Origin of the sequence: Pseudomonas sp. XWY-1, from assembly GCF_002953115.1 — a bacterium.
Lineage (GTDB): Bacteria > Pseudomonadota > Gammaproteobacteria > Pseudomonadales > Pseudomonadaceae > Aquipseudomonas > Aquipseudomonas alloputida.
Genome location: NZ_CP026332.1, coordinates 1,157,758 through 1,184,293, shown reverse-complemented (window position 1 = coordinate 1,184,293; position 26,536 = coordinate 1,157,758). Strand labels below are relative to the sequence as shown.

Annotated in this window: 23 protein-coding genes; 7 read left to right on the top strand and 16 right to left on the bottom strand. The window is 64.7% G+C overall.

Annotated elements, in window-relative coordinates; translation table 11 throughout:
* Positions 1–22: 22 nt before the first annotated feature.
* Positions 23–1,441: an amino acid permease gene (locus PRJ_RS05615; protein ID WP_003254987.1), complete on the bottom strand. Its 1,419-nt coding sequence runs from the start codon at positions 1,439–1,441 to the stop codon at positions 23–25.
* Between the two features lie 391 nt (positions 1,442–1,832).
* Here PRJ_RS05615 and PRJ_RS05610 point away from each other — a divergent pair, with 391 nt between their 5' ends.
* The 3 genes from PRJ_RS05610 to PRJ_RS05600 all read left to right on the top strand — a co-directional run bounded on the left by PRJ_RS05610 (position 1,833) and on the right by PRJ_RS05600 (position 6,371).
* Positions 1,833–4,982, top strand: coding sequence for a transglycosylase domain-containing protein (locus tag PRJ_RS05610; protein ID WP_104960893.1), 3,150 nt, complete (start codon positions 1,833–1,835; stop codon positions 4,980–4,982).
* A gap of 89 nt (positions 4,983–5,071) precedes the next feature.
* The gene (locus PRJ_RS05605) at positions 5,072–5,617 is read left to right on the top strand and encodes a PadR family transcriptional regulator (protein WP_003254989.1); all 546 of its coding nucleotides are present in this window, start codon (positions 5,072–5,074) and stop codon (positions 5,615–5,617) included.
* A complete protein-coding gene (locus PRJ_RS05600) occupies positions 5,610–6,371 on the top strand; it encodes a siderophore-interacting protein (protein ID WP_020192406.1) in 762 nt (253 codons plus the stop codon). The genes PRJ_RS05605 and PRJ_RS05600 overlap by 8 nt, the downstream gene beginning before the upstream one ends.
* A 295-nt stretch (positions 6,372–6,666) precedes the next feature.
* Here the strand turns inward: PRJ_RS05600 and PRJ_RS05590 are convergent, their stop codons facing one another.
* The 12 genes from PRJ_RS05590 to PRJ_RS05535 are packed head-to-tail and all read right to left on the bottom strand — an operon-like array spanning position 6,667 to position 17,094.
* Positions 6,667–7,329 carry a general secretion pathway protein GspN gene (locus tag PRJ_RS05590; RefSeq protein WP_104960892.1) on the bottom strand — a complete coding sequence of 221 codons (663 nt, stop codon included), beginning with the start codon at positions 7,327–7,329 and terminating at the stop codon, positions 6,667–6,669.
* Positions 7,326–7,712: a type II secretion system protein GspM gene (gene gspM / locus PRJ_RS05585; RefSeq protein ID WP_104960891.1), complete on the bottom strand. Its 387-nt coding sequence runs from the start codon at positions 7,710–7,712 to the stop codon at positions 7,326–7,328. The genes PRJ_RS05590 and gspM overlap by 4 nt, the downstream gene beginning before the upstream one ends.
* Positions 7,709–8,785 (bottom strand): type II secretion system protein GspL, encoded by a 1,077-nt coding sequence (gene gspL, locus PRJ_RS05580; RefSeq protein WP_223843558.1) that lies wholly within the window; start codon positions 8,783–8,785, stop codon positions 7,709–7,711. The genes gspM and gspL overlap by 4 nt, the downstream gene beginning before the upstream one ends.
* Positions 8,782–9,372 carry a type II secretion system protein gene (locus tag PRJ_RS05575; RefSeq protein WP_104960889.1) on the bottom strand — a complete coding sequence of 197 codons (591 nt, stop codon included), beginning with the start codon at positions 9,370–9,372 and terminating at the stop codon, positions 8,782–8,784. Before PRJ_RS05575 ends, gspL begins: the two co-directional genes overlap by 4 nt.
* Positions 9,369–9,737 carry a type II secretion system protein GspI gene (locus PRJ_RS05570; protein ID WP_104960888.1) on the bottom strand — a complete coding sequence of 123 codons (369 nt, stop codon included), beginning with the start codon at positions 9,735–9,737 and terminating at the stop codon, positions 9,369–9,371. Before PRJ_RS05570 ends, PRJ_RS05575 begins: the two co-directional genes overlap by 4 nt.
* On the bottom strand, positions 9,734–10,165 hold the full coding sequence (gene gspH, locus PRJ_RS05565; RefSeq protein ID WP_064493212.1) for a type II secretion system minor pseudopilin GspH: 432 nt from the start codon (positions 10,163–10,165) through the stop codon (positions 9,734–9,736). The genes PRJ_RS05570 and gspH overlap by 4 nt, the downstream gene beginning before the upstream one ends.
* Positions 10,166–10,167: 2 nt before the next feature.
* On the bottom strand, positions 10,168–10,602 hold the full coding sequence (gene gspG, locus PRJ_RS05560) for a type II secretion system major pseudopilin GspG (RefSeq protein ID WP_004575677.1): 435 nt from the start codon (positions 10,600–10,602) through the stop codon (positions 10,168–10,170).
* A gap of 17 nt (positions 10,603–10,619) precedes the next feature.
* Positions 10,620–11,822 (bottom strand): type II secretion system inner membrane protein GspF, encoded by a 1,203-nt coding sequence (gspF, locus tag PRJ_RS05555; RefSeq protein ID WP_010952223.1) that lies wholly within the window; start codon positions 11,820–11,822, stop codon positions 10,620–10,622.
* Positions 11,823–11,825: 3 nt separating this feature from the next.
* On the bottom strand, positions 11,826–13,274 hold the full coding sequence (locus tag PRJ_RS05550; RefSeq protein WP_104960887.1) for a GspE/PulE family protein: 1,449 nt from the start codon (positions 13,272–13,274) through the stop codon (positions 11,826–11,828).
* The gene (gene gspD, locus PRJ_RS05545; protein ID WP_104960886.1) at positions 13,274–15,010 is read right to left on the bottom strand and encodes a type II secretion system secretin GspD; all 1,737 of its coding nucleotides are present in this window, start codon (positions 15,008–15,010) and stop codon (positions 13,274–13,276) included. The genes PRJ_RS05550 and gspD overlap by 1 nt, the downstream gene beginning before the upstream one ends.
* 21 nt (positions 15,011–15,031) lie before the next feature.
* Positions 15,032–15,454, bottom strand: coding sequence for a pilus assembly protein PilZ (locus tag PRJ_RS05540; RefSeq protein WP_049588493.1), 423 nt, complete (start codon positions 15,452–15,454; stop codon positions 15,032–15,034).
* Entirely contained in the window at positions 15,454–17,094 is a 1,641-nt protein-coding gene (locus PRJ_RS05535; protein ID WP_104960885.1) for a lipoprotein UxpA, read from the bottom strand. Before PRJ_RS05535 ends, PRJ_RS05540 begins: the two co-directional genes overlap by 1 nt.
* Positions 17,095–17,317: 223 nt before the next feature.
* On the opposite strand from PRJ_RS05535, the gene PRJ_RS05530 reads away from it, so the two are divergent.
* Complete coding sequence (locus PRJ_RS05530) at positions 17,318–19,393, top strand: PhoX family phosphatase (protein ID WP_104960884.1); 2,076 nt, start codon at positions 17,318–17,320, stop codon at positions 19,391–19,393.
* Between the two features lie 128 nt (positions 19,394–19,521).
* On the opposite strand, the gene gspK is transcribed toward PRJ_RS05530, so the two are convergent.
* Positions 19,522–20,487: a type II secretion system minor pseudopilin GspK gene (gene gspK, locus PRJ_RS05525; protein ID WP_003255010.1), complete on the bottom strand. Its 966-nt coding sequence runs from the start codon at positions 20,485–20,487 to the stop codon at positions 19,522–19,524.
* A 145-nt stretch (positions 20,488–20,632) separates the two neighbouring features.
* Here gspK and tatA point away from each other — a divergent pair, with 145 nt between their 5' ends.
* From tatA to tatC, 3 genes are read left to right on the top strand one after another with little or no spacing between them, the layout of a single operon-like run.
* The gene (gene tatA / locus PRJ_RS05520) at positions 20,633–20,866 is read left to right on the top strand and encodes a twin-arginine translocase TatA/TatE family subunit (RefSeq protein ID WP_104960883.1); all 234 of its coding nucleotides are present in this window, start codon (positions 20,633–20,635) and stop codon (positions 20,864–20,866) included.
* Complete coding sequence (tatB, locus tag PRJ_RS05515; protein ID WP_003255013.1) at positions 20,866–21,156, top strand: Sec-independent protein translocase protein TatB; 291 nt, start codon at positions 20,866–20,868, stop codon at positions 21,154–21,156. Before tatA ends, tatB begins: the two co-directional genes overlap by 1 nt.
* Positions 21,153–21,914: a twin-arginine translocase subunit TatC gene (gene tatC / locus PRJ_RS05510; RefSeq protein WP_010952216.1), complete on the top strand. Its 762-nt coding sequence runs from the start codon at positions 21,153–21,155 to the stop codon at positions 21,912–21,914. Before tatB ends, tatC begins: the two co-directional genes overlap by 4 nt.
* A gap of 102 nt (positions 21,915–22,016) precedes the next feature.
* Here tatC and PRJ_RS05505 read toward each other — a convergent pair whose 3' ends face one another.
* Together PRJ_RS05505 and purL are read right to left on the bottom strand one after the other, a co-directional pair.
* Positions 22,017–22,328, bottom strand: coding sequence for a YqfO family protein (locus tag PRJ_RS05505; RefSeq protein ID WP_104960882.1), 312 nt, complete (start codon positions 22,326–22,328; stop codon positions 22,017–22,019).
* Positions 22,329–22,331: 3 nt separating this feature from the next.
* Positions 22,332–26,231: a phosphoribosylformylglycinamidine synthase gene (gene purL, locus PRJ_RS05500; protein WP_104960881.1), complete on the bottom strand. Its 3,900-nt coding sequence runs from the start codon at positions 26,229–26,231 to the stop codon at positions 22,332–22,334.
* Positions 26,232–26,536 lie beyond the last annotated feature (305 nt).

Here is a 26,536-nt window from a genome sequence, read left to right as displayed (position 1 = left end):
CGCGAAGCGGCCCCACGTCAGGTCAGGAGGCTGTACTCGTCACACCTTGCGCGTCTTTCGGCGCCAGGCGGAACGTGTAATACAGCACTGTCAGCAACACCAGGAACGCCGGGCCGATGTACAGGGCCACACGCGTATCCTCGAAGTACGCCATCAGCCCCACCACCAGCACCAGGAAGGCCAGTGCCAGATACGAGCTCAGCGGCCACAGCCACATGCGGTACTTCAGTGCCTTGCGCTCGGCAGTGGTAAGGCCGGCACGGAACTTCAACTGCGCCAGCAAGATCATCACCCAGGTCCAGATCGCACCGAAGGTGGCGATCGAGGTCACCCAGACGAAGACTTTTTCTGGCACCAGGTAGTTGGCCAGCACGCCCAGCAGCAACGCGCCGATCGACAGCAGCAGCGCATTGCGTGGCACGCCGTTCTTCGAGGTGCGGGCGAAGGCCGCCGGGGCCTGGCCGTTCTGTGCCAGGCTATAGAGCATGCGCCCGGTGCTGAAGATGCCGCCGTTGCACGACGAAAGCGCCGCCGTGATGACCACGAAGTTGATGATGCCGGCAGCGGTCTTGATGCCGAGGCGCTCGAAGGTCATGACGAACGGGCTGCCCTGGCTACCGATTTCGTTCCACGGGTAAATCGACAGGATCACGAACAACGCACCGACGTAGAACAGCAGGATGCGCCAGAACACCGAGCCGATGGCCTGCGGAATGGTCTTTTGCGGGTTGCGTGCTTCACCGGCGGTGAGGCCGATCATTTCCACACCCAGATAGGCGAACATCACCATCTGCAGCGACATCAGCACGCCGGTCACACCATTGGGCATGAAACCGCCGTTGCTCCACAGGTTGGAGATCCCCACTGCCACACCGTCATTGCCAAAGCCGAAGGCAATGATGCCGATGCCGCCAAGAACCATGGCGATGATGGTGACGATCTTGATCAGCGCGAACCAGAACTCGAACTCACCGAAAGCCTTCACCGCCACCAGGTTGACCGCGCCCATGCTGCCCAGCGCCGCCAGGGCCCAGATCCAGCGCGGAACGTCGGGGAACCAGATGCCCATGTAGATGGCCACTGCCGTGATTTCGGCAACACAGGTCACCAGCCACAGGAACCAGTAGTTCCAGCCGGTCAGGAAGCCCGCCAATGGGCCGAGGTAATCCTGGGCATAACGGCTGAACGAGCCGGCGACAGGGTTGTGCACGGCCATTTCACCAAGGGCGCGCATGATCACCAGGATGGCCAGGCCGCCGATGATGTAGGACAACATGATGGCCGGGCCGGCCATTTCGATCGCCTTGGCCGAACCGAGGAAAAGACCGACACCGATACAGGCGCCCAGCGCCATCAGGCGGATGTGCCGTTCGCCCAGTTCACGCTTGAGCGGGCCGCCTTCAGTGGCCTGGCCGTGGGCAGAGTGGTTGCCGACTGGCATAGCAATACAACCTCATTTTGTTATTGGATTTGACCTTCGTGCAGCCGCGACCATGCCGATAGGCGTGGCGTTGGCTTGCCAGGCTGGCCTTGTGGGCCGGCCCATGTGCCGGACTAGAGCGCCCGGCAGGGCGAAGGGGGCGAGCAGTATAGGAAGACCGTTGTAGGTGTTTTCACTGTATATATGCAGAAATTTGGCTAGAACTCTGGGGCCGCTACACGCCCCAAAAATCGCCAGGGCACCATAACAACATCGTCCGTTGAAGGAACCCACACCAAAGCCGCATAGCCCCACATGACTTTTTCCTACTTCTTACAAATTTTTCACCCTATCCACTCAACGTCTAAGCTTCAGACAAGCAAGACGAAAATACTTGGCCGGATAGAAGATTATGGGCGCACTGTGGCAATCGGAACCAAGCAGAACGGAAGCACCCGAGATACCTCCGGCCGAGACGCCACAACCCAAGTCCCCCCGTCAGCGTCGGCTATGGTGGCGGCTGATCATCCTCATCCTGCTGGTGGCGCTGGTAGCCATCGGTGTTGCCGCGTATGACGAATTCCGTACCTCTGAACTGCAATCGCGCGAGTTCAGCAAACTGGCCAGTACACTGACCTATTCGCTGCAACCCGGTCCCAGCGATGCCATCATCTACCCCGGTGACGGGCCGTTCGACAAACGCCTGGGCTATAGCGCCCTGGGTGAATTCCTGCCACGCCTGCTCAAGCGCGACTACCTCATCAGCGAACAGGTGAAGTTCTCACCCGCATTGATGAATTACGTCGATCATGGGCTGTTCGCGCCCTATATCGAGAAAATCCAGGCCGGCCTGTCGATCACCGACTGCCGTGGCGACACGCTGTACCAGTACAACTACCCCCAGCACCTGTACCCGGACTTTGCAGCGATCCCTCCCGTGATGGTCAACAGCTTGCTGTTCATCGAAAACCGCGACCTGCTGGATACCCAGGACCCACGTAACAACCCGGCAGTGGACTGGCCACGCTTTGCCAAGGCCGCCTACAGCCAGGTCGCCAAGTACCTGGTCCTGCCCGGCCAGTCTGCCGGCGGCAGCACCCTGGCCACACAGCTGGAGAAATATCGCCACTCACCCGACGGCCTGACGGTGTCGGGCGCGGAGAAAATCCGGCAGATGATTTCTGCCAGCGTGCGTGCCTACCAGGGCGGCCCCGACACCACCGAGGCACGCCAGCGCATCGTGCGCGACTACCTCAACAGCGTACCGCTGTCGGCCGTGCCTGGGCATGGTGAGGTACATGGCATGGCCGAGGGCCTGCGGGTGTGGTACGGCGCCGACTTCGACCAGGTCAACCAGGCCCTGAACGCCACCGCCACCGACCCCCAGAGCATGGCCGCACGTGGCCTGGCCCTGCGCCAGGTGCTGTCGCTGATGATTGCCCAGCGCCGCCCCTCGCATTACTTGTCCAAGGGCCGGGTCGAGCTGGCCGAGCTCACCGATTCGCACATTCGGCTGCTTGCCGCCAACAAGGTCATCGATCAGCCGCTGGCCGATGCCGCGCTGGCCAGCAAGGCGGTGTACCGCGACTGGGTCGCGCAGCCGACCATCGTGCCGATCATCACCAACAAGGGCATCAGCCTGGCGCGCAACCGCCTGTCGGCCATGCTCAATCGCCCGCTGTACGACCTCGACCGCCTCGACCTGTCAGCCACCAGTACCTTGCAGGCCGACCTGCAGCTGCAGGTCAGCCAGTACCTGAAAAACCTTGCCGACCCGGAGTTTGCCGCACAGATAGGCCTGATCGGCGAGCGGCTGCTCACTGCCAAGACCACCGACCAGGTGAGCTACAGCTTCACCTTGTTCGAACGCACCGCCGATGGCTCGCGGGTACGGGTGCAGACCGACAGCACCAACCAGCCCTTCGACATCAACGAAGGCAGCAAGCTGGAGCTGGGCTCAACCGCCAAGCTGCGGGTACTGACCACCTACCTTGAAATTATCGCCGAGCTGCACGACAAGTACGCTGGCAAACCTGCCGCCGAGCTGAAGAAGGTCGAAGTGGCCGAACTCGACCGCATCACGCAATGGTCGCTGGAATGGCTGGCGCAGAACAGCAAGAACCAGAGCCTTGACGCCATGCTCGACGCCGCGCTCGAGCGCAAGTACTCGGCCAACACCGGTGAAGCGTTTTTCACCGGTGGCGGGATGCATGTGTTCAACAACTTCCGCAAGGAAGACAACAACCGCAACCCGACACTCAAGGATGCACTGCGCGAGTCGATCAACCTGCCGTTCATCCGCCTGATGCGCGACCTGGTGCGCTACGTGACTTACCAGCAGCCGTACAACCGCGTGCCGCTGCTCAAGGACGATGCCGACCCGCGCCGCCAGGAGTACCTTGCGCGCTTTGCCGACAAGGAAGGCACCAACTACCTGATGCGCTTCTGGAAGAAGTACCAGCGTAAAACCTCGCAACAACGCCTGGACACCTTCCTCGACAGCATGCGCGTGACCCCACAGCGGTTGGCGGCGGTACACCGCTACCTGTTCCCCGAGGCAAGCCAGGAAACCTTCAACGCGTTCGTGCGTGCCCACCTCAAGGGCGACAAGGCCGTGTTGGGCAAACTGACCGATGGCCGTCTGTCAGAGATGTACGCAGCTTACGGCCCCGGCAAGTACGACCTGCCCGACCAGGGTTACATCGCCAAGGTCCACCCGCTGGACCTGTGGCTGCTTGGCTACCTGCTGAAGAACCCAAGCTCGACACTGACCGAGATGATCAACGCCAGTCGTTTCGAACGCCAGGAGGTATACGGCTGGCTGTTCAAGAGCCGCCACCAGGGCGCACGTGACAGCCGCATCCGCACCATGGTCGAAATCGAAGCCTTCCTTGATATCCACCAACGCTGGAAACGCGTGGGCTATCCATTCGACCACCTGGTGCCCTCATTGGCCACCGCCATCGGCAGCTCCGGCGACCGCCCCGCTGCCCTCTCCGAACTGGTCGGGATCATCCAGAACGACGGTGTTCGCCTGCCTACCCTGCGCATCGACACCCTGCACTTTGCAGCCAACACACCCTACGAGACCAAGTTGATCACAGACCCGGACCGGGGCGTGCGAATTCTGCCAGTCGAAGTGGCGCGTGCACTCAAAGGCGCCATGTCGCAAGTGGTCGATGCAGGTACCGCGCGGCGTATTTCCGGCAGCTTCAAGCTGCAGGACGGCACGCCACTGGTGATGGGCGGCAAGACCGGTACCGGCGACAACCGAATCGAGAGTTTCGGCGCCGGCGGCCGGCTGATCGGCTCGCGCTCGCTGAACCGCACCGCCACCTTCGTGTTCTTCCTCGGCGATAACCATTTCGGCACGCTGACCGCCTTCGTGCCGGGTCGCACGGCAGAAGCGTTCAAATTTACCTCGGCGCTGCCGGTGCAGGTGCTCAAGGGCATGGCACCGATCCTCATGCCTTACCTGCAGCCGGGCAACCCGAATGAGTGCAAGCCGCCACAGGTTGCCCTGCACACACCGCAACCGGGCGGGAACACATCGGCGCAGTAGATGATAATCATCAGCATTGAAGGGCTTGTCTTTAGATATATCTTGAGTAATATCTTACGATATATCGCAAACGACGGAGCCCTATTCCTATGCGCGAACATCCCCCTCATGATCCCTTCGAGCGGCGCCCCGCCCGTGGCGAGCGCGGCCCGCGTGTCTTCGCCCCGGGTGACCTCAAGCTGCTGATGCTGGACTTGCTGGCCGAGCAACCCGGCCACGGTTACGACCTGATCCGCCAGATCGAAAATCTGTTCGACGGCAGCTACAGCCCAAGCCCAGGGGTGATCTACCCGACGCTGAACTTCCTTGAAGAGGCCGAACTGATCAGCGGCCAGGTACAAGGCAGCAAACGCCTCTACGCCATCACCGATGCCGGCCGCAGCGCCTTGGCGGATCAGGCAGTGGCCCTGGATGGCGTGCGCATGCGCATCGAAGTCAGCAAACGCGCCCTGCGCGGCCACGACCGCCCGCCAGAGATACATGAAGCAGTCGGCAACCTGCGCCATGCACTGCACATGCACAGCGGCCGCTGGACAGTGGAAGAAATCGAACGGGTCCGTGACCTGCTCAACCATACCGCCAAGGCCATCGCCTCCGGGCCCACCGAACCTTTCAGGGAGACGCCCCATGAGTGACACCATTCACCGCGTAAACCACGAGATCCGCCAGCGCCGTCTGCAGGTGCTGCGGGTCACCGAGCTGACCCCGCGCATGCGCCGCATCACCCTGGGGGGTGCCGAGCTGCAAGGCTTTACCAGCATGGGCAGCGACGACCATATCAAGCTGCTGTTCGCCGAAACGCCGGAGCAACGACAGGCCATCGAGGCCCGTAACCTGGGCAAGGACGGTGGCGCGCGGCCCACCATGCGCGAGTACACACCACGGCGCATCGACCTGGTGGCACATGAGCTGGACATCGACTTCGTGCTGCACGGCGACGGCCCTGCCTCTACCTGGGCCGCGCAAGCCGCGCCTGGGCAAACCCTGGACATCGCAGGGCCACGGGCCTCGCTGGTGGTGCCGGATATTTTCGACAGCTACCTGCTGATCGGTGATGAAACTGCCATCCCGGCCATAGGCCGTCGGCTGGAGGAGTTGCCGGCGGGCCGCCAGGTGCTGGCAGTGATCCAGATCGAAGACGAGCACGAGCGCCAGCCGCTGCCAAGCAAGGCGCAGGTGGAAGTGATCTGGGTACGTCGCCAAGAGGAAGACTTGTTGGAACTGGTGCGTAACCTGAGCTTGCCGCAAGGCCGGCTGTATGCCTGGGTGGCGCTGGAAAAAGCCCTGACTCGCCAGGCCAAGGCGTTGTTGCTGGAGAAAGGGGTGCCGGAAGATGCGCTAAAGGCTGCAGCCTACTGGCGGGCCAACGGGACTGCGGACGACGAGTGATCGTGATTGCCTGATCTGCCGTCTTCGCGGGCAAGCCCGCTCCTACACTGATCGGGGACGGACACAAATCGGTGGTTGGGCACAAATCGGCGGTTGGACACAAATCGGTGGTTGGGCACAGGCCGTTGTAGGAGCGGGTTCACCCGCGAACACCGGCGCAGCCGGTGAAACGCAACGCGCCGCCTGCTTCGCGGGTATGCCCCCTTTTGATACGACCAAGCGGTTCAGCCCCAAGCACCTCAGAAAAGCTCGACCGCCAACAGCCTATCTACAGGACGCCACGCCACGTTGTTACTTACCAACGAAGGTCTCGCTGCCCCGCCAGGGCCTGCGGCCCGAGCCATTGAGCCCCACGCAACAATGGCGTCAACTGCGCTTCAGGCTGCAGCTGGAACACCACCTGCGCCCGGCGTCCTGGCAGGTCGGCATCCACGGTCAGTTGATGTTGCCCTTGCTGCGCCAACTGCCCGCGCAGGTGCCAGCCACTGCGGCAATCCATTTCCAGCCAGCCGTGCCCAAGGCCCAGGGACCAAGGGTCGCTGAGGGCTAGGTCGGTTACGATCACGCGGCCTTCACTGGCCTGGCATTGGCGCCCTGCCCCCTGCATCCTCACCCCCCCCTGCCACTGGCCGGCCAGGCGATAATCCGTCGAGACCGTCGCCAAAGCCCCCTTGGCTGATGCCTCCAGCCGCCACTGCCAAGGCCAGCCTTCTGCGCGCAACTGCCAGGCCTGGCCCTGGAACCCCACTTGCGCATTCGCCTGCAAGCGCCAGGGCTGCAGCGTCCAGCGCAAAGGCCCGACCGGCCCCCATTGTTGTGCCTGCCCTTGCCAGAGGCTTCCACCGACATCGCGTACCGGCAGGCCGAACGCACGCACCACCCAATTGGCCGGAAGCTCGATAAACAGCGTGAGCACGAATACCAGTAGCACCCAGGCCATTGCTGCACTGCGGCTCATGGCTGCACCACCAGGTCGAATCGCAAAGCCTTGCCCTGCTGCTCCAGCCCCCATTGCAACGGCAATGCGCCTTCTGCACGCAGGCTCTGCACCCAGCCTTGCAGCATGCGCTCATCGGCCACCTGCCCACGCAGTTGCCAGGCCTTGCCTTGCGTATCGACTTCGATCAGTTCGACCCCACGGGCCTGGGCCGACTGACGTAGCCGCTCCAGGTTCAAACCGGGCCCGGCTTGCAGGCTGGCCGCCTGTTCGGCCAGCACACGCCACTGGCCAAGCACGCGCCATTGCGCAACGACTTCGCGCAGGGCCAGGAAGGCCAGCAGCAGGGCGATCAGTCCCCAGGCGAACGTGAAGCGATGACGCTGTAGCCAGTCCCGGTTCATGAGGCTGCTCCCAGGTCGAAGATCACTTGGCCATCTTGAACCTGCACTGTGGCGCCAGCGGCAGCCGCCATATCAGGCCATGGCGGCGCACTGCCCTCGCCCTCCAGGCGCAGGTGCCAACGCTGACCATCGAAGCGCACCGCTTGCAGGCGCAAGCCGGGGTTGTCACGCAGCCAGGTCTGCAAGCGAGCCTGCAGGTCGTCGAGCTGACGTGTACGCAGTTGCTGCTGCAGTACGCTCTCGCGCAGGCGCTTGAGGGCCTGTGCCGCGTGCCGAGGGCTGGCCTGCTCGCCGGTCACGGCAACGACCTGGCTACGCCAGAGTTGCGCCTGACGCCATTGCTGACTCAACCACAGGCCACCCCAAACGATGGCCAACACCAGGCAAGCTGCCAGCAGCCGCTGCTGCTGGCGGGACGCCGCCGGCAACGAGCGCACCTTGCGGGCGCGGTCGAACAGGCCGGGCATTGTGTCGAGCGGCGCAAATACGGTTGGCCAATTGCCGCTCAGCGACGTCTTGTGCAGCCCTGCCCACGGTGGCTGCGGCACGCCACCCAAGGCATCAGGCCACGCCAGCCAGTGCTCCTGTCCGTCTTCGGCCAAGCCTTTGTAGAGCGACATGCCGGGGGTGCGTTGCCATTGCCAGGCGCATCCTGGCTCGGGTGATGGCAGCAGCTGCAGCTCCGCCCAGCAACGTACCGTCTGCAAGCCCCATTCGGCGCATTGGCCACGCCAGTCATCCAGCTGCTGACGCGCCACTACCAGCAGACGAAGGTACCCGGGTTCACGGGCCAGGCAAGCACAGGCCACCTCATGCGGGGCCTGCAGCAAGCGATCCTCAAGCAGCAAAGGCCACTCTTCGCGCTTGAGCCCGGGCGGGGCCGGCACGCGAAAATGGCTGCACGCCTCGGCAGGCAGGACCAGCGCAACATGGGCCTGCGGGTTGGCCGGTGGCTCGCCCTGCCCCTGGCTTTGCAAAATACCGTCCTGAACCAGCGCCCAATGCCAGACAGCACCCGGGCGCAGCAGCAGCCACGCCTGGGCCGGCGTACGCCGCCGCCATTCAAGTTTCATGAGCGCCCCCATGGGAGGGCGAAGGTGCAGACATAAGGGGCTCCATCACGCAGCAGTTCCAGACGCACACCACGGCCTGGGTGCACCGGTTGGTCAGAAGGCCAGGCCAGCCAGCGGCCGCCCTGGTAGTACAGAACGTTCATGGCACTGACCTGGTCGAGTCGTTCGCGCTGTACCCAGCGCGGGGCGGCGGCGGCGTACAAGTCCGCCGAGCTTTCCAGCAACAGACGTTGCTCGCGGGCCTCGAACCGCAGACGCTGGCGTTGCAGGCGCGAGCCACCTTCGGCTGCCGGCAGGCCGGTGCTGGCGACCCACAGCAACTGGTTGCTGGCGGGCTGCCAGTCCAGCCAACGGCTGGCCAGCGGCAGACGCTGGTCGTAGACACGGCGCAGCACCGGGCTGTCGAAGCGCCGCTCCAGGGCCAGGCAAAAGTCCAGCACCGAGGTTTGCCGAGTGGTGTCCTGCAGGCGTTCGCGCACCTTCAGCCAGCCGTTGACCAGGGCGGCCAGCATGATGCCAAGCACGGCTGTCAGGGCCAGAGCGACCATCAGTTCGATCAGGGTCAGGCCGGTTTGGCGGTGTTTCATGGGCGCTCCAGAAACACGGTGTACTGGCCCAGTGGCAGGCGCTGATCGCGGTCGGCGAACAATTGCAGTTCGCCACGGAGCAGGTCTCGCACGCCGGTGCGGCGCAGTTGCAATTGCCAGTGACACAGTTGGCCACCTTGGCCGAGCTTGCCGGCTACCTGGTTTTCGGCGGGCCAGTACTGCTCGACGGCAAAGCGGGCTTGCAGCTCACGCGCGCACAACAGGCCAAGGCGGTGCTGTTGCAGGTTGTCCTGCACTGCCAGCCGCTGGCGCAGTACCTGGCTGGTGATCACCGCCAGCACAGCAGCGATTGCCAGGGCTACGGTCACCTCCAGCAGAGTGAAACCACGCTGTGCTTGATTCATGGCACGACCCACATGCCATCGGTGCGGCTCCAGGCCCATTGCTGACTGCCATCGGCCCAGCGCCAGCGCACGCTACCCGCCTGCGCCCAGCCATGCGGCGTGAACAGTACGCGCGGTTGCGGGCTGGCCGGCCAGTCCGGGTGCAGGCCCATGGGCCAGTCGCCGAGCGGGACCGCTTCGACCACCCAGGCATTGCCCTCGCGGCGGACGAACTCCGGTCGCTGGCCATTCCAGCGCAGCCCGCGCAGTTGCCCAGCATGCCGGGCCAGCGCGGCCTGGCTGCGGACCTCGACCGCCAGCCGTTGCAAGGCCTGCTCGACACTGGCCTGGCCGTTGCCAAGGCCGGCCACCGCCAGCCCGGTCATCAGCCCGGCAATGGCCAGTACCACCAACAGTTCGATCAGGCTGAAGCCGCGCTGATGACGCACCGTTACAGCGCCCAGTTACCCAGGTCGGCATCCTGGCCTTCGCCGCCCGGCAGGCCATCGGCGCCCAACGAGTACACATCGACCCGGCCATGTTCGCCGGGCATGCGGTACTGGTACGGGGTGCCCCACGGGTCCTCCGGCAGGCGACGCACGTAGCCATCACTGCGCCAGGCCCGAGGCACTGGCTCCTGAGCCGGCTTTTTCACCAGCGCGGCCAGGCCCTGTTCGCTGCTGGGGAAGCGCAGGTTGTCCAGCCGGTACATGTCCAGCGCCTGCTCCAGAGTGGCCAGGTCGGCCATCACCTTCTGCTTCATGGCCTTGTCCTGGTTGCCCAGCACGCTGGGCGCCACCACGGCGATCAGCAGGCCGATGATGAAGATCACCACCATGATCTCCATGAGGGTGAAGCCGCGTTGGCGGTTACGTCGATGCTGCATGGCAATACTCCTTGTCGTCACAATTGCAGGCCCTGGTTGAGTTGCATGATCGGCAGCAGCACCGCCAGCACGATGAACAGCACCACGGCGCCCATCACCAGGATCATCAGGGGTTCGAACAGCGCCATGGCGGTATCGACCTGGCGGGCAAAGCCGCGCTCCTGGTCGTCGGCCACGCGCTCGAGCATGTCCGCCAGGGTGCCGCTGGCCTCGCCGCTGCCGACCATGTTCACCAGCAGCGGCGGGAATTGCTGGCTGGCATCCAGCGCACGGTGCAGGCTGGTGCCGCCCTGCACGTGTTGGCGCACCTGCTCCATGGCCAGGCGGATACGCCGGTTGCCGATGGTTTCGGTGGCCACTTGCAAGGCTTCGAGCAGGGCCACGCCACTGCCACAGAGAATCGCCAGGCTGCGCGCCAGGCGCGCGCTTTCCAGCACCTGCAGCAGGTTGCCAATACGCGGCAGGCGCAGCAGCAGCTGGTCGCGACGCAGGCACCAGTGCGGTTTGCGCAACAACCAGCCAGCCAGCCCCCCGAGCAACAGCGCCACCCCTAACAACCACGGCCCGGCGTGCACCAGCCCCTGGCTCAGGCCGATCAGCAACGAGGTGATCAGCGGCAGGCTTTGCCCGGCATGGGCGAATTGCTCGGTGAGTTTGGGCACGACGAACGTCATCAGGCCAATCACCACGGCCAGCGATACACCCATCAGCACAGCGGGGTAGATCAGCGCTGTGCGGGCCTTGTGTTGCTGGCGTTGCACCTGCTCCAGGTGGTCGGCCAAGCGGGTCAGCACCTGGGCCAGGTGCCCGGAACGTTCGCCGGCCTCGACCAGCGCGCAGTACAAGCCAGTGAACGGTGCCCCCTGCCGGGCCAGGCTGCGGGCCAGGCCCAGGCCTTCGGCGAGTGAGCCGCGCAAGGCCACCAGCACACTGTGCAGGGCAGGCTGACGCAGTTGCCGTTCAAGGGTGGCAAGGGCATCGACCAAGGGAATGCCGGCCCCGGTCAAGGTGGCCAACTGACGGGTCAGCTCACACAGCTGGGCGCGGCTCAGGCGCTGGCGTCGGGGTTGTCGGCTGCCGGCGTCATGACGTTGCAACTGTCGGGCGAACAGGCCCTGCTCGCGCAACAGCTGGCGGGCGTGGCGTTCACTGTCAGCCTGCAGGCTGGCCTTGTGCGATTTGCCGGCGAGGTCAACGGCCTGGTAGCGATAGGTCGGCATGCCTTAGCCCTGCACCACGCGCAGCACTTCGGCCAGGCTGGTCTCACCGCGGGCCAGGCAATCGCTGGCCATCGCCACCAGGCTTTGGCGCCGGTCAGCCAGATAGTCCTGCATGGCCAGCTCACTGGCGCCGTCGTACAACAGGCCGATGAGCCCAGCGTCCAGCTCGATGAATTCGTACAGCCCCAGTCGCCCGATATAACCGCTGCCCTGGCACTGCTCGCAACCCACGGCGTGATAAGTGCTGTCCAGCGCCGCCAGCTCGGGCCACAGCTCGCGCTCGGCAGCCTGTAGCGGGTGCGCCATGGCACAGCTGCACAAACGCCGCACCAGGCGCTGGGCCAGGACGCCGCGAAGGCACGAGGCGATCAGGAAGGGCTCGATGCCCATGTCGCGCAGGCGGGTCACTGCGCCTACCGCACTGTTGGTGTGCAAGGTCGACAGCACCAGGTGGCCGGTGAGGCTGGCCTGCACGGCGATCTGCGCAGTCTCCTGATCGCGGATTTCGCCGAGCATGATCACGTCAGGGTCCTGACGCAGGATGGCGCGCAGGCCACTGGCAAACGTCAGCCCGGCACGCGGGTTGATGGCGGTCTGGCCAATGCCGGCGATGGCGTACTCCACCGGGTCCTCGACGGTGAGGATGTTGCGGCTGCCATCGTTGAGGCTGTTCAGGCTGGCGTACAGGGTCGTGGTCTTGCCCGAACCGGTCGGCCCGGTGGACAACACGATGCCGTTGGGCCGCGCCAGGCAACTGCGCAGGCCCTGCAATACCGCTGCCGGCATGCCCAGGTTATCCAGCGCCAGCAGGCTGGCCTGCTTGTCGAGGACGCGCATCACCACCCGCTCGCCGTGGATGCCGGGCAAGGTCGAGACCCGTACGTCCACTTCGCGCCCCGCCGCGCGCAAGGTGATGCGGCCGTCCTGGGGCTGACGCTTTTCAGCAATGTCCAGGCGGGCCATGACCTTGATCCGTGATACCAGCATGGCCGACAACGCACGTGGAGGGCGCAGCACCTCACGCAGGTGGCCATCGACCCGCAGACGCACCACCAGGCTCTGCTCGAAGGTCTCGATATGGATGTCCGAGGCGCGCAGCCGTAGCGCCTGGCCGAACAGGCCGTTGATCAGGCGGATCACCGGGGCTTCGTCGTCGCTTTCAAGCAGGTCTTCGATGCGCGGCATCTCGCTCATCAGGCTATCCAGGTCGACCTGGTCGCCAATGCCTTCGATCAGCGCTTCGGTGGCGGCATCGCCGGCCTGGTACAGCTGGCCAAGGCGCTCGTCGAACAGCGCAGGTTCCAGGTATTCGAACAGGCTTGGCTGGCCATGCACACGCAGCAACTCCTGCAACTGGGCATTGTCGGCGTCGGGCCGCAGCCATAGCTGCCAGCCCTGCTCTGCCGGGGCCATGGCCACTCCGCTCTGCCGTGCCTGGCGATAGGGCAGCATCACCAGTCACCGCCTTCCAGGCGTGCGCGGCTGGCGGGGAATACCTGCAACAGCCGCGTGCCCTCTGCAAGGTCCGGCAACTGCAGCGGTGTGGTCTGCTGCAGGGTGCGGTACTTGTCTTCACTGAGGCCCGCCAGGCTCGGCCCGTCGCGCAGGATACGCGGGCGGATGAACACCATCAGGTTCTGCTTGGTATTGCGGGTGGCATCGGAGCGGAACAACCGGCCAAGATAAGGAATGTCGCCGAGCAGTGGCACACGCTGGTCGCTGGTACTCAACTCGTCGCTGATCAGGCCGCCAAGTATCACCAGGCCGTTGTCCTCGACCATGACCTTGGTCTTGATCTCGCGCTTGTTGGTGATCACGTCGCTGGCCGAGCTGGTGTCGGCAATCGACGACACCTCCTGGACGATGTCCAGGCGCACGCTGTTGTCGATATTGATCTGCGGCTTGATGCGCAGCTTCACCCCGACTTCCTTGCGCTCGATGGTCTGGTACGGGTTGGCGTTGTTCTGCGTCACGGAGCCGGTGACGAAGGGCACTTCCTGGCCGACCAGGATCGATGCCTCGGCATTGTCCAGGGTCAGCAAGGTGGGCGTGGACAGCAGGTTGAAGCCGCTCTTGCCCTTCAGCGCGTTGACCAGCATGGCAAAGTTGAAGCCACCGCCGAAATGGCCGATGCCCGCCGTGGCACCGGTGGTGGTGGACAACAGATCGCCCAGGGCCTCGTTGTCGCCACTGGCGGCGGCGCCGGCGATGCTGGCGATATTCACCCCGTTACTGCCGAAGTTGACGATACCGGCGCCGAACTTCTCGTCGGCGAACAGCCACTGCACGCCCAGCTCCTGGGCGCTGCTGTCGGACACCTCGGCGATGATCGCTTCGACCACCACCTGGGCACGGCGAATGTCCAGTTGCTCGACAATGGCCCGGTACGCTGCCAGCTCGCTGTCGGGGCCGACCATGACCACGGCATTGGTACCTTCTTCGTATTCCAGGCGGATGCCCGGGCCACCGGAGGCTGGCATCACCGGCCGGTCCTTGCCCTCTGCCTCACCCGCGCCTTCAGCCGGCACCGCCCCTTCCTGGCTGAGCCCTCGCAGCACCTTGACCACTTCACCGGCATTGGCATGGCGCAAGTAGATCACCTGGGTGCTGCCGCTGCCCGGTGCCTCTTGAGGGCGGTCGAGCTGGCGCAGCAGGCTGGCGATGCGTTCGAGGTTGCTGCGCCAGTCAGTCACCACCAACTGGTGCGCCGCCGGGTACGGTGTAATAACCCCAACCCGTGGGTCGATCAGCGGTTTGAGGATGCCCAGTACCTGTTCGCTGGCGGCGTTGCGCACGCTGAATACGCGGGTGGCCACGCTGTCGCTGCCCTCGCCTTGCTGCCCGCCCGCCTCCACTGGCACCGGCTCCAGGCGCGCGGCCTGGTCGGGCACGATTTTCACGCTGCCGTTGGGCAGGTCGACGGTGGCATAGCCCTGGGCGCGCAGTTGGGCCAGGAAGATGTCGTAGATGGCGTCGGCGTCGTGCAGGTCGACGGTGCGCACGGTGACCTTGCCCTTGACCCGGGGGTCGACGATGAAGGTGGTGCCGGTGATGCGCGACACGCTGTCGATGAACTCGCCGAGTTCGGTATCGACGAAATTCACTTCGTACATCGGCGTACCGTTGTCATCGAACACCGGCTCTTGGGCATAGGCCATGGACAAGGCCAGGCTCAGCGCAGCTGCCATGCAGTATCTAACAGGCATCGTTCATCCTTGCCGCTTGAAGCCGGTCACGGCGGGGCGTGGCGGCCAGGGCAGGCGCTCACGCCGCCCCTGGTTGTTGAAAATCAGGCCATCGCTGTCGATGTCCTGCAGCACGATCCCTGGCGCCAGGCGCTGACCGCGGGCCAGGGTGCGCACTTGCTCGCCGTAGCGCAGCACCACCACACTGGCGGCCAATGGCTGGGCCTTGAGGCCGCCGAGGTATTGCAGCGGCAGACGAGTGATGGTGATGGCGCCGTCGTCGGGCGGCGCCTGCCAGTGACCAACCATCAGCCCGGGCAGCGGGCTGTCGGCCACCGCAGGCGCCGTGGCCGGGTGTGGCTGCCGGCTCAACTGCAGCACACACTGCGCAGACAGCCAGCCGGCCAGGGTCAGGCCAGCGCCGGTGAGCAGACGCGAGGTAAGCATCACGAGGCCAATTGCCGTGGGTGCCAGCCTGGGTGCCCCTGCACGTAACGCACTTCGGGCAGTTGCAGCGGCGCCAGTTGCCAATCCTCAGGCTGGCGGGCGAGCCAGGCCTCGACCCGCTGCCACAGTGGCTCGCCGGCCTGGCTTTCGAACTGCAGGCCAAAGGTGCGGCACAGGCCTTGCACCGGCTCCAACCCCGTGATGCGCTTGCCTTGCGGGCTGTAGCTGACGCTCCAGGCCTGGCCCTGCCAGCGCGGCAGGTCCTGGCTGTTGTCCAGCAGCAGCGGGTCACCGAACAATTGTTCAGCGGCGTTTTCCAGCACTTGCTCAACCTGCCGGGCCGGTGCCTCGACCACTGGCGCGGGGTAGCCTCCGGTAAGGCTGATCAGATGTTCGCGGGTAATGGCCGCCCCCGCTGCCAGCGGGTAGTCATAACGCAAGCCCGGCAGCAACACGGGCATGCTGCTATCGTCGGCCAAGGCTTGATGCAGCAGGCAGTCCCAGCTGCCGCCACGGGTATCGCGGCGCCACAAGGCCTGAGGCGCGCGGGCCAGCGGCTGGTCAAGCCAGGCCGCGTGGCCGGACCGTTGCTGGCGCAGTTGCGCCTGCAATTGCGCGACACGCAGCTGCGCGGCAGGCGCCAGTTGCTGTTCAAAGGCCGGGAAAAAACGCCCGTCGAACTGCCACTGGCCGGCCACACGCTGGCAGCGCAGGCGGAAGGCACCGCTGCCCCGGCAGCCGGCAAACAGCACCGGTACGCGGCGACCGCTGGCCTGGGTGACCTCGACCGGCGCGGGCCACAGGTCCTGACCACGGGCGCACAACAGCACGTCGATTTGCGGCACCCGTTCAGCCAGCCACAGGCCGGGGCCCGTGCCTGCATCGGCCATGGCCACCACCAGGTCAGCCTCGTGCCGGGCTTGTTCGAATACCGGCAGCAGAGACTGGTACCACTGTTTAAGTGAGGCTTTCTGATCCTGGGCGTACGGGTCGGTCACGCCGACCACTGCGATACGGGCACCGCCGCGCTCGAAAACGTGCAGGGCTTGCACACCCAGTGCCTGGCGTTGTGCGTCAGCCAGCCCGGCGCCGAGGGTAATGGCGCTGGCCTGGCGATACAGGCCCGTGCTGCGTTGTGGCCACAGCACACGCTCATCGCTGCTGACCCGCGCTTCGATGCCCAGCAGTTGGCTGCCTTGCACACCACTTTCGCCCTGGGTCAGGTACGCCAGGCCACTGCCATTCCAGCCCTGGCCGTTCTCCAGGGTCAGGCTGTTGCCCGCACCGGCCTCGCCACGCAGTTGTTCCAGCAACGCCGCGAGCACCGCATAACCGCCCAGCTGGGCTGTCGTTGCCTGGCGGGCATCGAGCAGCGGCGCCAGTTGCGGGTAGGCGATACTGGCGCTGCGGCCGGTCATCCAGGGCGCACGGCCCAAGTGGCTGACCGGCCCCAACCGGGTAGCCGGTACCACCGCCTGGCCAGGTTGGCGGGCATCGAGGGTATCGGCGACGTACAGCAAGTCGAGCTGGGCATTGCCGCCCTGCTGCCCTGGGAAGGCTGTGCAGGCGCCGAGCAGCGGTGCCAAGGCACCGATACCCATCCAGCCGATCACTTCGCGCCTGTGCACACTGCTCGCCATCGCATCGCCATCCTTATCCACGTCCATTCAGGGTCCCGGATGTTGCGGCGTTGGCATTACAGTTTGATGGCAGAAATCCGACAGCAATTCCAATTCGATCTTTAGAACACCCATCCAAGAACCGGAAGTTTTAAAAGCTCGTTAACATTTCTGCCAAGGAATCATCACACTTGCGCCTTACAGTCGCGGTTTCTTCCAACTCAGCCAACATAAGGACAACCTGATGAGTCGAGATACCGGCGACAACCTGGACCGGAACCAAAGCGGCAACCTGCCGATGGCCAACGTCATGGACGCCTACCTGAGCCGCCGCAGCGTGATGCGCGGCAGCTTGGGCGCCGCCATCGCCATGATCGCCGGTACCGGCCTGACAGGCTGCTTCGACGGTGGTGGTTCCGATCACGATGATCCGGTCACCGAGCCACCGGTGACCGAACCGCCAGTCACCGAGCCGGAAGTGCCGAAACTGGCGCTAGGCTTCCAGTCCATCCCAGGCTCGCGCACCGACGCCTGTGTGGTCGCCGCCGGCTATAGCGCCTATGTGCTGGCGCCTTGGGGCACGCCACTGAACAGCAACGGCAACCCGTGGAAGTCCGACGGCAGCAACACCTCGACCGACCAGGCCAACGCCATGGGCATGCACCACGACGGCATGCACTTCTTCCCCATCAACGGCAGCTCGGAAGACGGCCTGCTGGCAATCAATTTCGAGTACATCGATACCGCCGCCCTGCACCCGGCCGGCCCCACTACCGATGTCAACGGCAAGCGCCCGGTTGAGGAAGTGCGCAAGGAAATCAACGCACACGGTGCTGGCGTGGTACGCCTGCAGAAAATCAACGGCCGCTGGCAGGTGGTCGACAACGACCCGCTGAACCGTCGCTTCACCACTGCTTCACGCATGGAAATCACCGGCCCGCTGCGTGGCACCGACCACGTCAAGACCAAGTATTCCACTGCTGGCACCCACTGCCGTGGCACCAACAACAACTGCGGCAATGGCTATACCCCGTGGGGCACCTACCTGACCTGCGAAGAGAACTGGCCGGGCATCTTCGTCAACAAGGGCACCCGCCCCGAGGACCAGCGCCGCATTGGCGTGGGCACCTCCAGCGGCCAGTACAAGTGGGAAACCGCTGCCGGTGACGCCAGCGAAGTGGACGACGAATTCACCCGCTTCGACGTTACCGTCAAAGGCGCCAGCGCCACCGACGACTACCGCAACGAAGCCAGCACCTACGGTTACATCGTCGAGATCGATCCGTACAACAACAGCACCCTGGCCACCAAACGCACTGCGCTGGGCCGCTTCCGCCACGAGGGCTGCGCCCCCGGCCTGCCCGTCGCCGGCAAGCCGCTGGTGTGGTACATGGGTGACGACTCGAACAACGAGTACCTGTACAAGTGGGTGTCCACCGCCGTGTGGGACGCCGCTGATGCCAACCCGGCCGACCGCCTGGCCACCGGCGCCAAGTACCTCGACCAAGGCAAACTCTACGTGGCCCGCTTCAATGCCGACGGCACCGGCGTATGGCTGCTGCTGGACGTGGCCACCGCCACCACCGGCGGCAGCACCCTGGGCGCGCTGTATGGTGACCTGCCGGGCATCATCCTCAACACCCGTGGTGCTGGCGATGCCGTGGGCGCAACGCCGATGGACCGCCCGGAATGGACCACGGTCAACCCGCTGAACGGCGACGTATACCTGACCCTGACCAACAACAGTGCACGTACCCCGGACAAGGTCGATGCAGCGAACCCACGCGGCCCGAACCGACACGGCCACATCATTCGCTGGCACGACAGCGACGACCAACTGAGCTTTACCTGGGACATCTTCGTGTTCGGCGCCAACGCTGCCGGCACCGCCGACATCAACCGCTCCGGCCTGACCGAACTGAACCAGTTCGCCAGCCCCGACGGCATGAGCTTCGATAGCCGCGGCGTGCTGTGGTTCGAGACCGACAACGGCGAAACCACCTTGACCGACTACACCAACGACCAGTTGCTGGCGGTGATCCCTACCGACCTGGTGGATGCCAGCGGCAAGCAGGTGCCAGTGAACGCACAGAACCAGGTGGACCTGCGGCGCTTCTTTGTCGGGCCAAATGGTTGCGAGGTGACCGGTATTACCTTTACCCCGGACAACAAGACGCTGTTCGTCAACATTCAACACCCGGACAACTGGCCGTATACCGACAAGGCGACCGATGCGACGCCGGCTGGGGCTACCGTACGGCCGCGGGCTTCGACGGTGGTGATCCAGCGTATTGATGGTGGGGAGATCGGGACCGTTTGATCCCGTGCCGGTCAGCCAACTTTTGCTGGCTGTACCGGCCTCTTCGCGGGCAAGCCCGCTCCTACGGGGGCTCACTGGTTACAGAACCAGCGTAGGGGCGGATTTGCCCGCTAAGAGGTCAGTGAACGTTACCAGGCTATCGGCTCCCGGCTACGCACCCGCACTTGCTGCGCGGGCACCCGGGCATGCCATTGCACCACCCCCAGCGCCTCCACCTGGAACTCGCTGCGCATCACCCGCCCCTCTTCCTCGAACGACAGCTGCAACAGAAAATGACCGCTGTTGAGCAGCAGCCCTTCGCTCAACCGTTCGAACGTTTCGTCATCCACCGCCCCCAGCGCCTGGCGCAGTGCAGCCGCGTCCACATACCCCGACGCCGGCCTGCCGCTGACAATGCGGCTTAGCAACGAACGCGAGTAACGCCCTTCATACAGCGCCTCCAGCAGAGGCAGATGCTCCAACCCCAGCGCATTGGCGTTGAGCCGCCAACCCGTGGTCTGGGGCAAGGCGCACAGCATCGGGTAACGCGCCTGGCGGCTGGCGTCCGGCTCCAGCAACAGGTTCAGCTCGCTGGTGTCGAGCATCGGCTGGTCAGCCGCCAGCCGTGGCGGTTGCTGACGCAGGTACTGGGCGCTCTCGGCGCCCTGCAGGCGGGCATCACTGTCGGCATCGAGCCAGTCGGCCAGGGCATCGACCAGGCGTTCGGCCGCCATGTCATTGCCCAGCAAGTAACGCAACTGGCGCTCGGCGCGTTCGCCGTCGGCGCCGAGCAATGCGTTTACATTGAAGCAGGTGTGCTGGTCGCGTACCCGCAACTGCGCCTGGCCAGCGCCAAAGTCGTAGTTCAGCGGCTGCCCGCGCAAGGCTTGCCAGAACAGCGGACTGAGCCGCCAGGCAGGGTCCCGCAGGGCCTGCCCGGCATAGGCCAGGCCGGCCTGCTCCATGGCCCGCACCTGCACTCGCTGGTGCAGCAGGCGCACTTCGTCGACCTGACGCCGGCCATCCTCCACCAGCCAGGCCATGCCCGCCGCCAGCATTGCCAGCACCACCATCACCATCAACAGGGCCGCACCCTGCTGTTGCCTTCCACCCATCCGTGCGTGCCTCGCTCGCGGAATAAAAACGCCAGTCAACACGCGGGGTGTTTCAGCTAGATGGCAATGCCCGTTCGTCATGTGCACGTCATCTAGGCAAGGCAGGATTGCCCTTCCTTTTCATGACCTTACAGGAGTGGTCGCTATGGGTGGCATTGGAATCTGGCAACTGGTGATCGTACTGCTGATCGTGTTCTTGCTGTTTGGTACCAAGCGCCTGAAGGGCCTGGGTAGCGATGTGGGCGAGGCGATCCAGGGTTTTCGCAAGTCCATGGGTGGTGACAATGACGCCAGCGCCGCTGGCCAGGCGCACGTGCAGCAACAGTGCCCGCTGAACGGCCAAGTGGCCCAGCAATCTCAAGCGGACCGCCAGGCCTGATGTTCGAGGTAGGCTTCAGCGAGTTGCTGCTGATCGGCGTCGTCGCGCTATTGGTGCTGGGCCCCGAGCGCCTGCCGGTGGCAGCCCGTACCCTCGGCCGCGGCCTGGGCCAGGCGCGCCGGGCCATGCACGCCTTGCGCACGCAGGTGGAGCGCGAAATCGAGATGCCCAACCTCGACCAGGCACCTCTGCAACGCCTGGAACAGGAGATCCGCCAGGGCATCAGCCTGAACGCGGAACCGGCCAATGATGCGGCCACGGCCGTGCTGCCCAAGGAAAATGCTTCATGAGTATTGCCATGGACCCTGCCGCGAGCATGCCCCTGACCGAACACCTGCGCGACCTGCGCAAACGCCTGGTGCGTTGCCTGGCGCTGGTGGCATTGGTGTTCGCCGGCCTGTTCCCCTTTGCCCAGACGCTGTACACGCTCATATCCGAGCCGCTACGGCGCTTTTTGCCGGAAGGCGCGAGCATGATCGCCACCAGCGTCACCTCGCCCTTTCTGGCACCGTTCAAGCTGACCGCGATGTGCGCCCTGTTCCTGGCCATGCCGCTGCTGCTGCATCAGGCCTGGGGCTTTCTGGCGCCTGGGCTGTACCGCCGTGAACGGCGCATTGCCCTGCCGCTGCTGGTATCGAGCATCGTTTTGTTCTATGCCGGCATGGCGTTCGCGTTCTTCCTGGTTTTCCCGATGATGTTCGGTTTCTTTGCCAGCGTGACGCCGGACGGCGTGGCGATGATGACCGATATCAGCCAGTACCTGGACTTTATCCTGGCGCTGTTTCTGGCGTTCGGGCTGGCGTTCGAGATCCCGGTGGCGACGTTCATCGTGGTCTGGGCAGGGTTGGCCGATGTGGCCACATTGCGGCGCAGCAGGCCCTACGTGGTCGTCGGGTGCTTTGTGGTGGGGATGATCCTGACACCGCCGGATGTGTTTTCGCAGACGATGCTGGCAGTGCCGATGTGGGTGCTGTTCGAGATGGGGTTGCTGGCTTGTGGAATGTTGAAGCGGCCGGAGCCAGGCAAGGAGATTGTAGCTGGATTGTAGGGCCCTTTCGCGGGCACGCCCGCTCCCACAGGGATATCACGGTTCTGAAGATTGTGATATCCCTGTGGGAGCGGGCGTGCCCGCGAATAGCCGTGATGCGTTCTAGAACTCGGCGAGCCGCCAGACTTCATAGGCTGGCGTCTCGTACGGGTGGCTCTGCTTGAGCGCAGCGACGACCTGCACAATCAGCTCGTCAGCCACCACCAGCTCCACCTTCCACTCTTCCACCGCCTCGACCTGGCCCGCTTGCCCGAGGAACGGCTGGCTGCCGTCCAACGGGCGGAACTGGCCATGGCCAAGGGTTTGCCAGGCGCAGTGGTCATAGTCACCGATGCGCCCGCCGCCAGCAGCGAACACAGCGGCCTTGACCACTTCGACATGGCTGGCGGGGACGAAGAAGGCGAGCTTGTACACGCCTTAGTTCACCCACACCCGTGCGTTGCGGAACATACGCATCAGCGCGGCATCTTCCTGCCACTCGTCCGGGCGCCAGGAGTTCTGCACAGCGCGGAACACACGCTCCGGGTGCGGCATCATGATGGTCACGCGGCCGTCGCGGCTGGTCAGGCCGGTGATACCACGCGGCGAGCCGTTCGGGTTGGCCGGGTAGGCTTCGGTGACCTTGCCGTGGTTGTCGACGTAGCGCAGGGCCACGCAACCGGACACATCGGCTTCCAGCAATGCTTCTTCGCTGGCGAACTCGGCATGGCCTTCGCCGTGGGCGATGGCGATCGGCATGCGCGAACCGGCCATGCCCTGCAGGAAGATCGAGTTGGACTTCTGCACTTCGACCATGGCCACGCGTGCCTCGAACTGCTCCGAGCGGTTGCGCACGAAGTGCGGCCAGTACTCGGTGCCCGGGATCAGCTCGTGCAGGTTGGACATCATCTGGCAACCGTTGCACACGCCCAGGGCGAAGCTGTCGGTACGCTCGAAGAAGGCCTGGAAGGCGTCACGGGCACGGGCGTTGAACAGCGCCGACTTGGCCCAGCCTTCGCCAGCGCCCAGCACGTCACCGTACGAGAAGCCGCCACAGGCGACCAGGCCCTTGAAGGCTTCGAAGTCGACACGGCCAGCGAGAATATCGCTCATGTGCACGTCGATGGCGGCGAAGCCGGCGCGGTCGAAGGCAGCAGCCATCTCGACCTGGCCGTTGACGCCCTGCTCGCGCAGGATGGCCACTTGCGGGCGCACGCCCTTCTTGATGTAAGGCGCGGCGATGTCGTCGTTGACGTCGAAGCCCAGCTTCACCGACAGGCCCGGGTTGTCTTCCTCGAGCAGCAGGTCGAATTCCTGGTCAGCGCAGTCGGCGTTGTCGCGCAGGCGCTGGATCTGGTAGCTGGTTTCAGCCCACTGGCGCTGCAGCATGCGACGGTCATCGTCGAACAGCACTTCGCCGTTCAGGCTGATGGTCACTTCAGCGTTGTTGACCGGCTTGCCGATCACCGCGACGCATTCTTCACCCAGGCCAGCAGCGCTGAACTGTGCCAGCACGTCCGGGGTAGCATCCTGGCGAACCTGGATCACCGCACCCAGCTCTTCGTTGAAGAGGATGGCCGGCACTTCGCCCTTGCTGTCGGTCAGCGGGTCGAGTTGCAGGTCGAGGCCGCAGTGGCCGGCGAAGGCCATTTCCAGCACGGTAGTGACCAGGCCGCCGTCGGAACGGTCGTGGTAGGCCAGCAGGTGGCCGTCGGCGTTCAGGCCCTGGATCACGGCGAAGAAGGCCTTGAGGTCTTCGGCGTCGTCGACGTCCGGTGCCTGGGCCGCGATCTTGCCGTAGGTCTGGGCCAGGATCGAGGCGCCCATGCGGTTCTTGCCGCGGCCCAGGTCGATCAGGATCAGGTCGGTCTCGCCCTTGTCCATGCGCAGTTGCGGGGTCAGGGTCTTGCGGATGTCGGTGACCGGGGCGAAGCCGGTGATGATCAGCGACATCGGCGAGGTGACGCTCTTCTCGACGCCCTCGTCGCTCCACTTGGTCTTCATCGACATCGAGTCTTTGCCGACCGGAATGGTGATGCCCAGCTCCGGGCACAGCTCCATGCCGACAGCCTTCACGGTGTCGTACAGGCGTGCGTCTTCACCTGGGTGACCAGCAGCGGACATCCAGTTGGCCGACAGTTTGATGTCGGACAGCTTTTCGATGCGCGAAGCCGCCAGGTTGGTCAGGGTTTCGCCGATGGCCATGCGGCCGGACGCCGGGGCATCCAGCAGCGCCAGCGGCGTACGCTCGCCCATGGCCATGGCTTCACCGGTGTAGACGTCGAAGCTGGTGGCGGTAACGGCGCAGTCGGCCACCGGAACCTGCCACGGGCCGACCATCTGGTCGCGGGCAACCAGGCCGGTGATGGTGCGGTCGCCAATGGTGATCAGGAAGCTCTTGCTGGCCACGGCCGGGTGGTTCAGCACGCGCTGGACGGCGCTGTCCAGGTCCAGCTCGCTCGGGTCGAAGTCATCGCCCAGCTCGGCTTCGCGGGTAACCGAACGGTGCATGCGCGGCGGCTTGCCCAGCAGCACGTCCAGCGGCATGTCCACCGGGGTGTTGCCGAAGTGGCTGTCGCTGACGGTCAGGTGCTGTTCTTCAGTCGCTTCACCCACCACGGCAAACGGGCAACGTTCGCGCTCGCAGATGGCCTTGAAGCGCTCGAAGTCGACCGCGCTGACGGCCAGCACGTAACGCTCTTGCGATTCGTTGCTCCAGATTTCGTGCGGGGCCATGCCCGGCTCGTCGTTGGGCACGTTGCGCAGCTCGAAGCGACCACCGCGGCCACCGTCGTTGACCAGCTCAGGGAAGGCGTTGGAAATACCGCCAGCGCCCACGTCGTGGATGAAGGCGATCGGGTTTTCGTCGCCCAGCTGCCAGCAACGGTCGATGACCTCCTGGCAACGGCGCTCCATTTCCGGGTTTTCGCGCTGTACCGAAGCGAAGTCCAGGTCAGCCGAGCTGGCACCGGTAGCCACCGACGAAGCAGCGCCGCCGCCCAGGCCGATCAGCATGGCCGGGCCACCGAGCACGATCAGCTTGGCGCCGACAGTGATTTCGCCCTTCTGCACGTGGTCTTCACGGATGTTGCCCATACCTCCGGCAAGCATGATCGGCTTGTGGTAGCCGCGCACTTCTTCACCGTGCGGGGTGTTGATGGCTTGCTCGAAGGTACGGAAGTAACCGGTCAGGGCCGGGCGGCCAAATTCGTTGTTGAACGCAGCGCCGCCAAGAGGGCCTTCGATCATGATGTCGAGGGCGTCGACGATACGCTCGGGCTTGCCGTAGGCCTGCTCCCAAGGCTGCTCGAAGCCCGGAATGCGCAGGTTGGACACTGTGAAGCCGGTCAGACCGGCCTTGGGCTTGGCGCCACGGCCGGTAGCACCTTCGTCGCGGATTTCGCCACCGGAGCCGGTGGAGGCGCCGGAGAACGGGGCGATGGCGGTCGGGTGGTTGTGCGTTTCCACCTTCATCAGGATGTGCACCGGCTCCTGCACCGCGCCGTACTGGCGGGTTTCAGGGTTCGGGAAGAAGCGGCCGGCAACGTTGCCGACGATCACCGAGGCGTTGTCCTTGTACGCCGACAGCACACCTTCGTTGTGCATCTGGTAGGTGTTCTTGATCATGCCGAACAGGCTTTTTTCCTGGGCCTGGCCGTCGATATCCCAACTGGCGTTGAAGATCTTGTGGCGGCAGTGCTCGGAGTTGGCCTGGGCGAACATCATCAGTTCGATGTCGTTCGGGTTGCGCTTGAGGCCCTGGAAGGCATTGACCAGGTAGTCGATCTCGTCTTCGGCCAGGGCCAGGCCCAGGTCGATGTTGGCCTTGGCCAGGGCGTCGCGACCGCCGGAAAGGATGTCGACCGAGGTCATCGGCTTGGGCTGGGCGTGGCTGAACAGGTCTGCAGCCTGCTCCAGCTGGCCGAGCACACGCTGGGTCATGCGGTCGTGCAGTTCGGCGGCGATCAGTTCGGCATCAGCGTCGCTCAGGGTGCCGGCAACGTAGTAGGCGATGCCGCGCTCCAGGCGCTGGATCGACTGCAGGCCGCAGTTGTGGGCGATGTCGCTGGCCTTGCTGGCCCATGGCGAAATGGTGCCCAGGCGCGGTACCACCAGGAACAGACGACCCGTCGGCTCCTGTACCGGCACGCTCGGGCCGTACTTGAGCAGACGGCCCAGCACCTGCTGCTGGTCGGCGGTCAGCTCGCCGTCGACATCGGCGAAGTGGGCAAATTCGGCATACAAACCAGTAACAGCGGGGACTTTCTGGCTCAGTTGCTCGAGTAATTTACCGTGGCGAAAGGCAGAAAGGGCAGGAGCGCCGCGCAGGATCAACATCGTCGGGACAGCCTCAGGAAGGGGTGTGCTTAGAGGCCGTGCATTCTAGCCTAATTCGATGGCTTTCGGCACCTGCTCTAAGCCACGCCTGCCGGGCGGCGGAACCGGACTTCGGGGTCAGTTTTCAGAGGAGTCCGGCTTGAGACGAGATCGAGCGGCGCCGGGTGTCCGGTTCGACACATTCAGCGCCTATGAGATCGAGCGCCGCCAGGTGTCCGCCTCGAGACATTCTGCGCCTGTGAGATCGAGCGCCGCCAGGTGTCCGCCTCGAGACATTCTGCGCCTGTGAGATCGAGCGCCGCCCG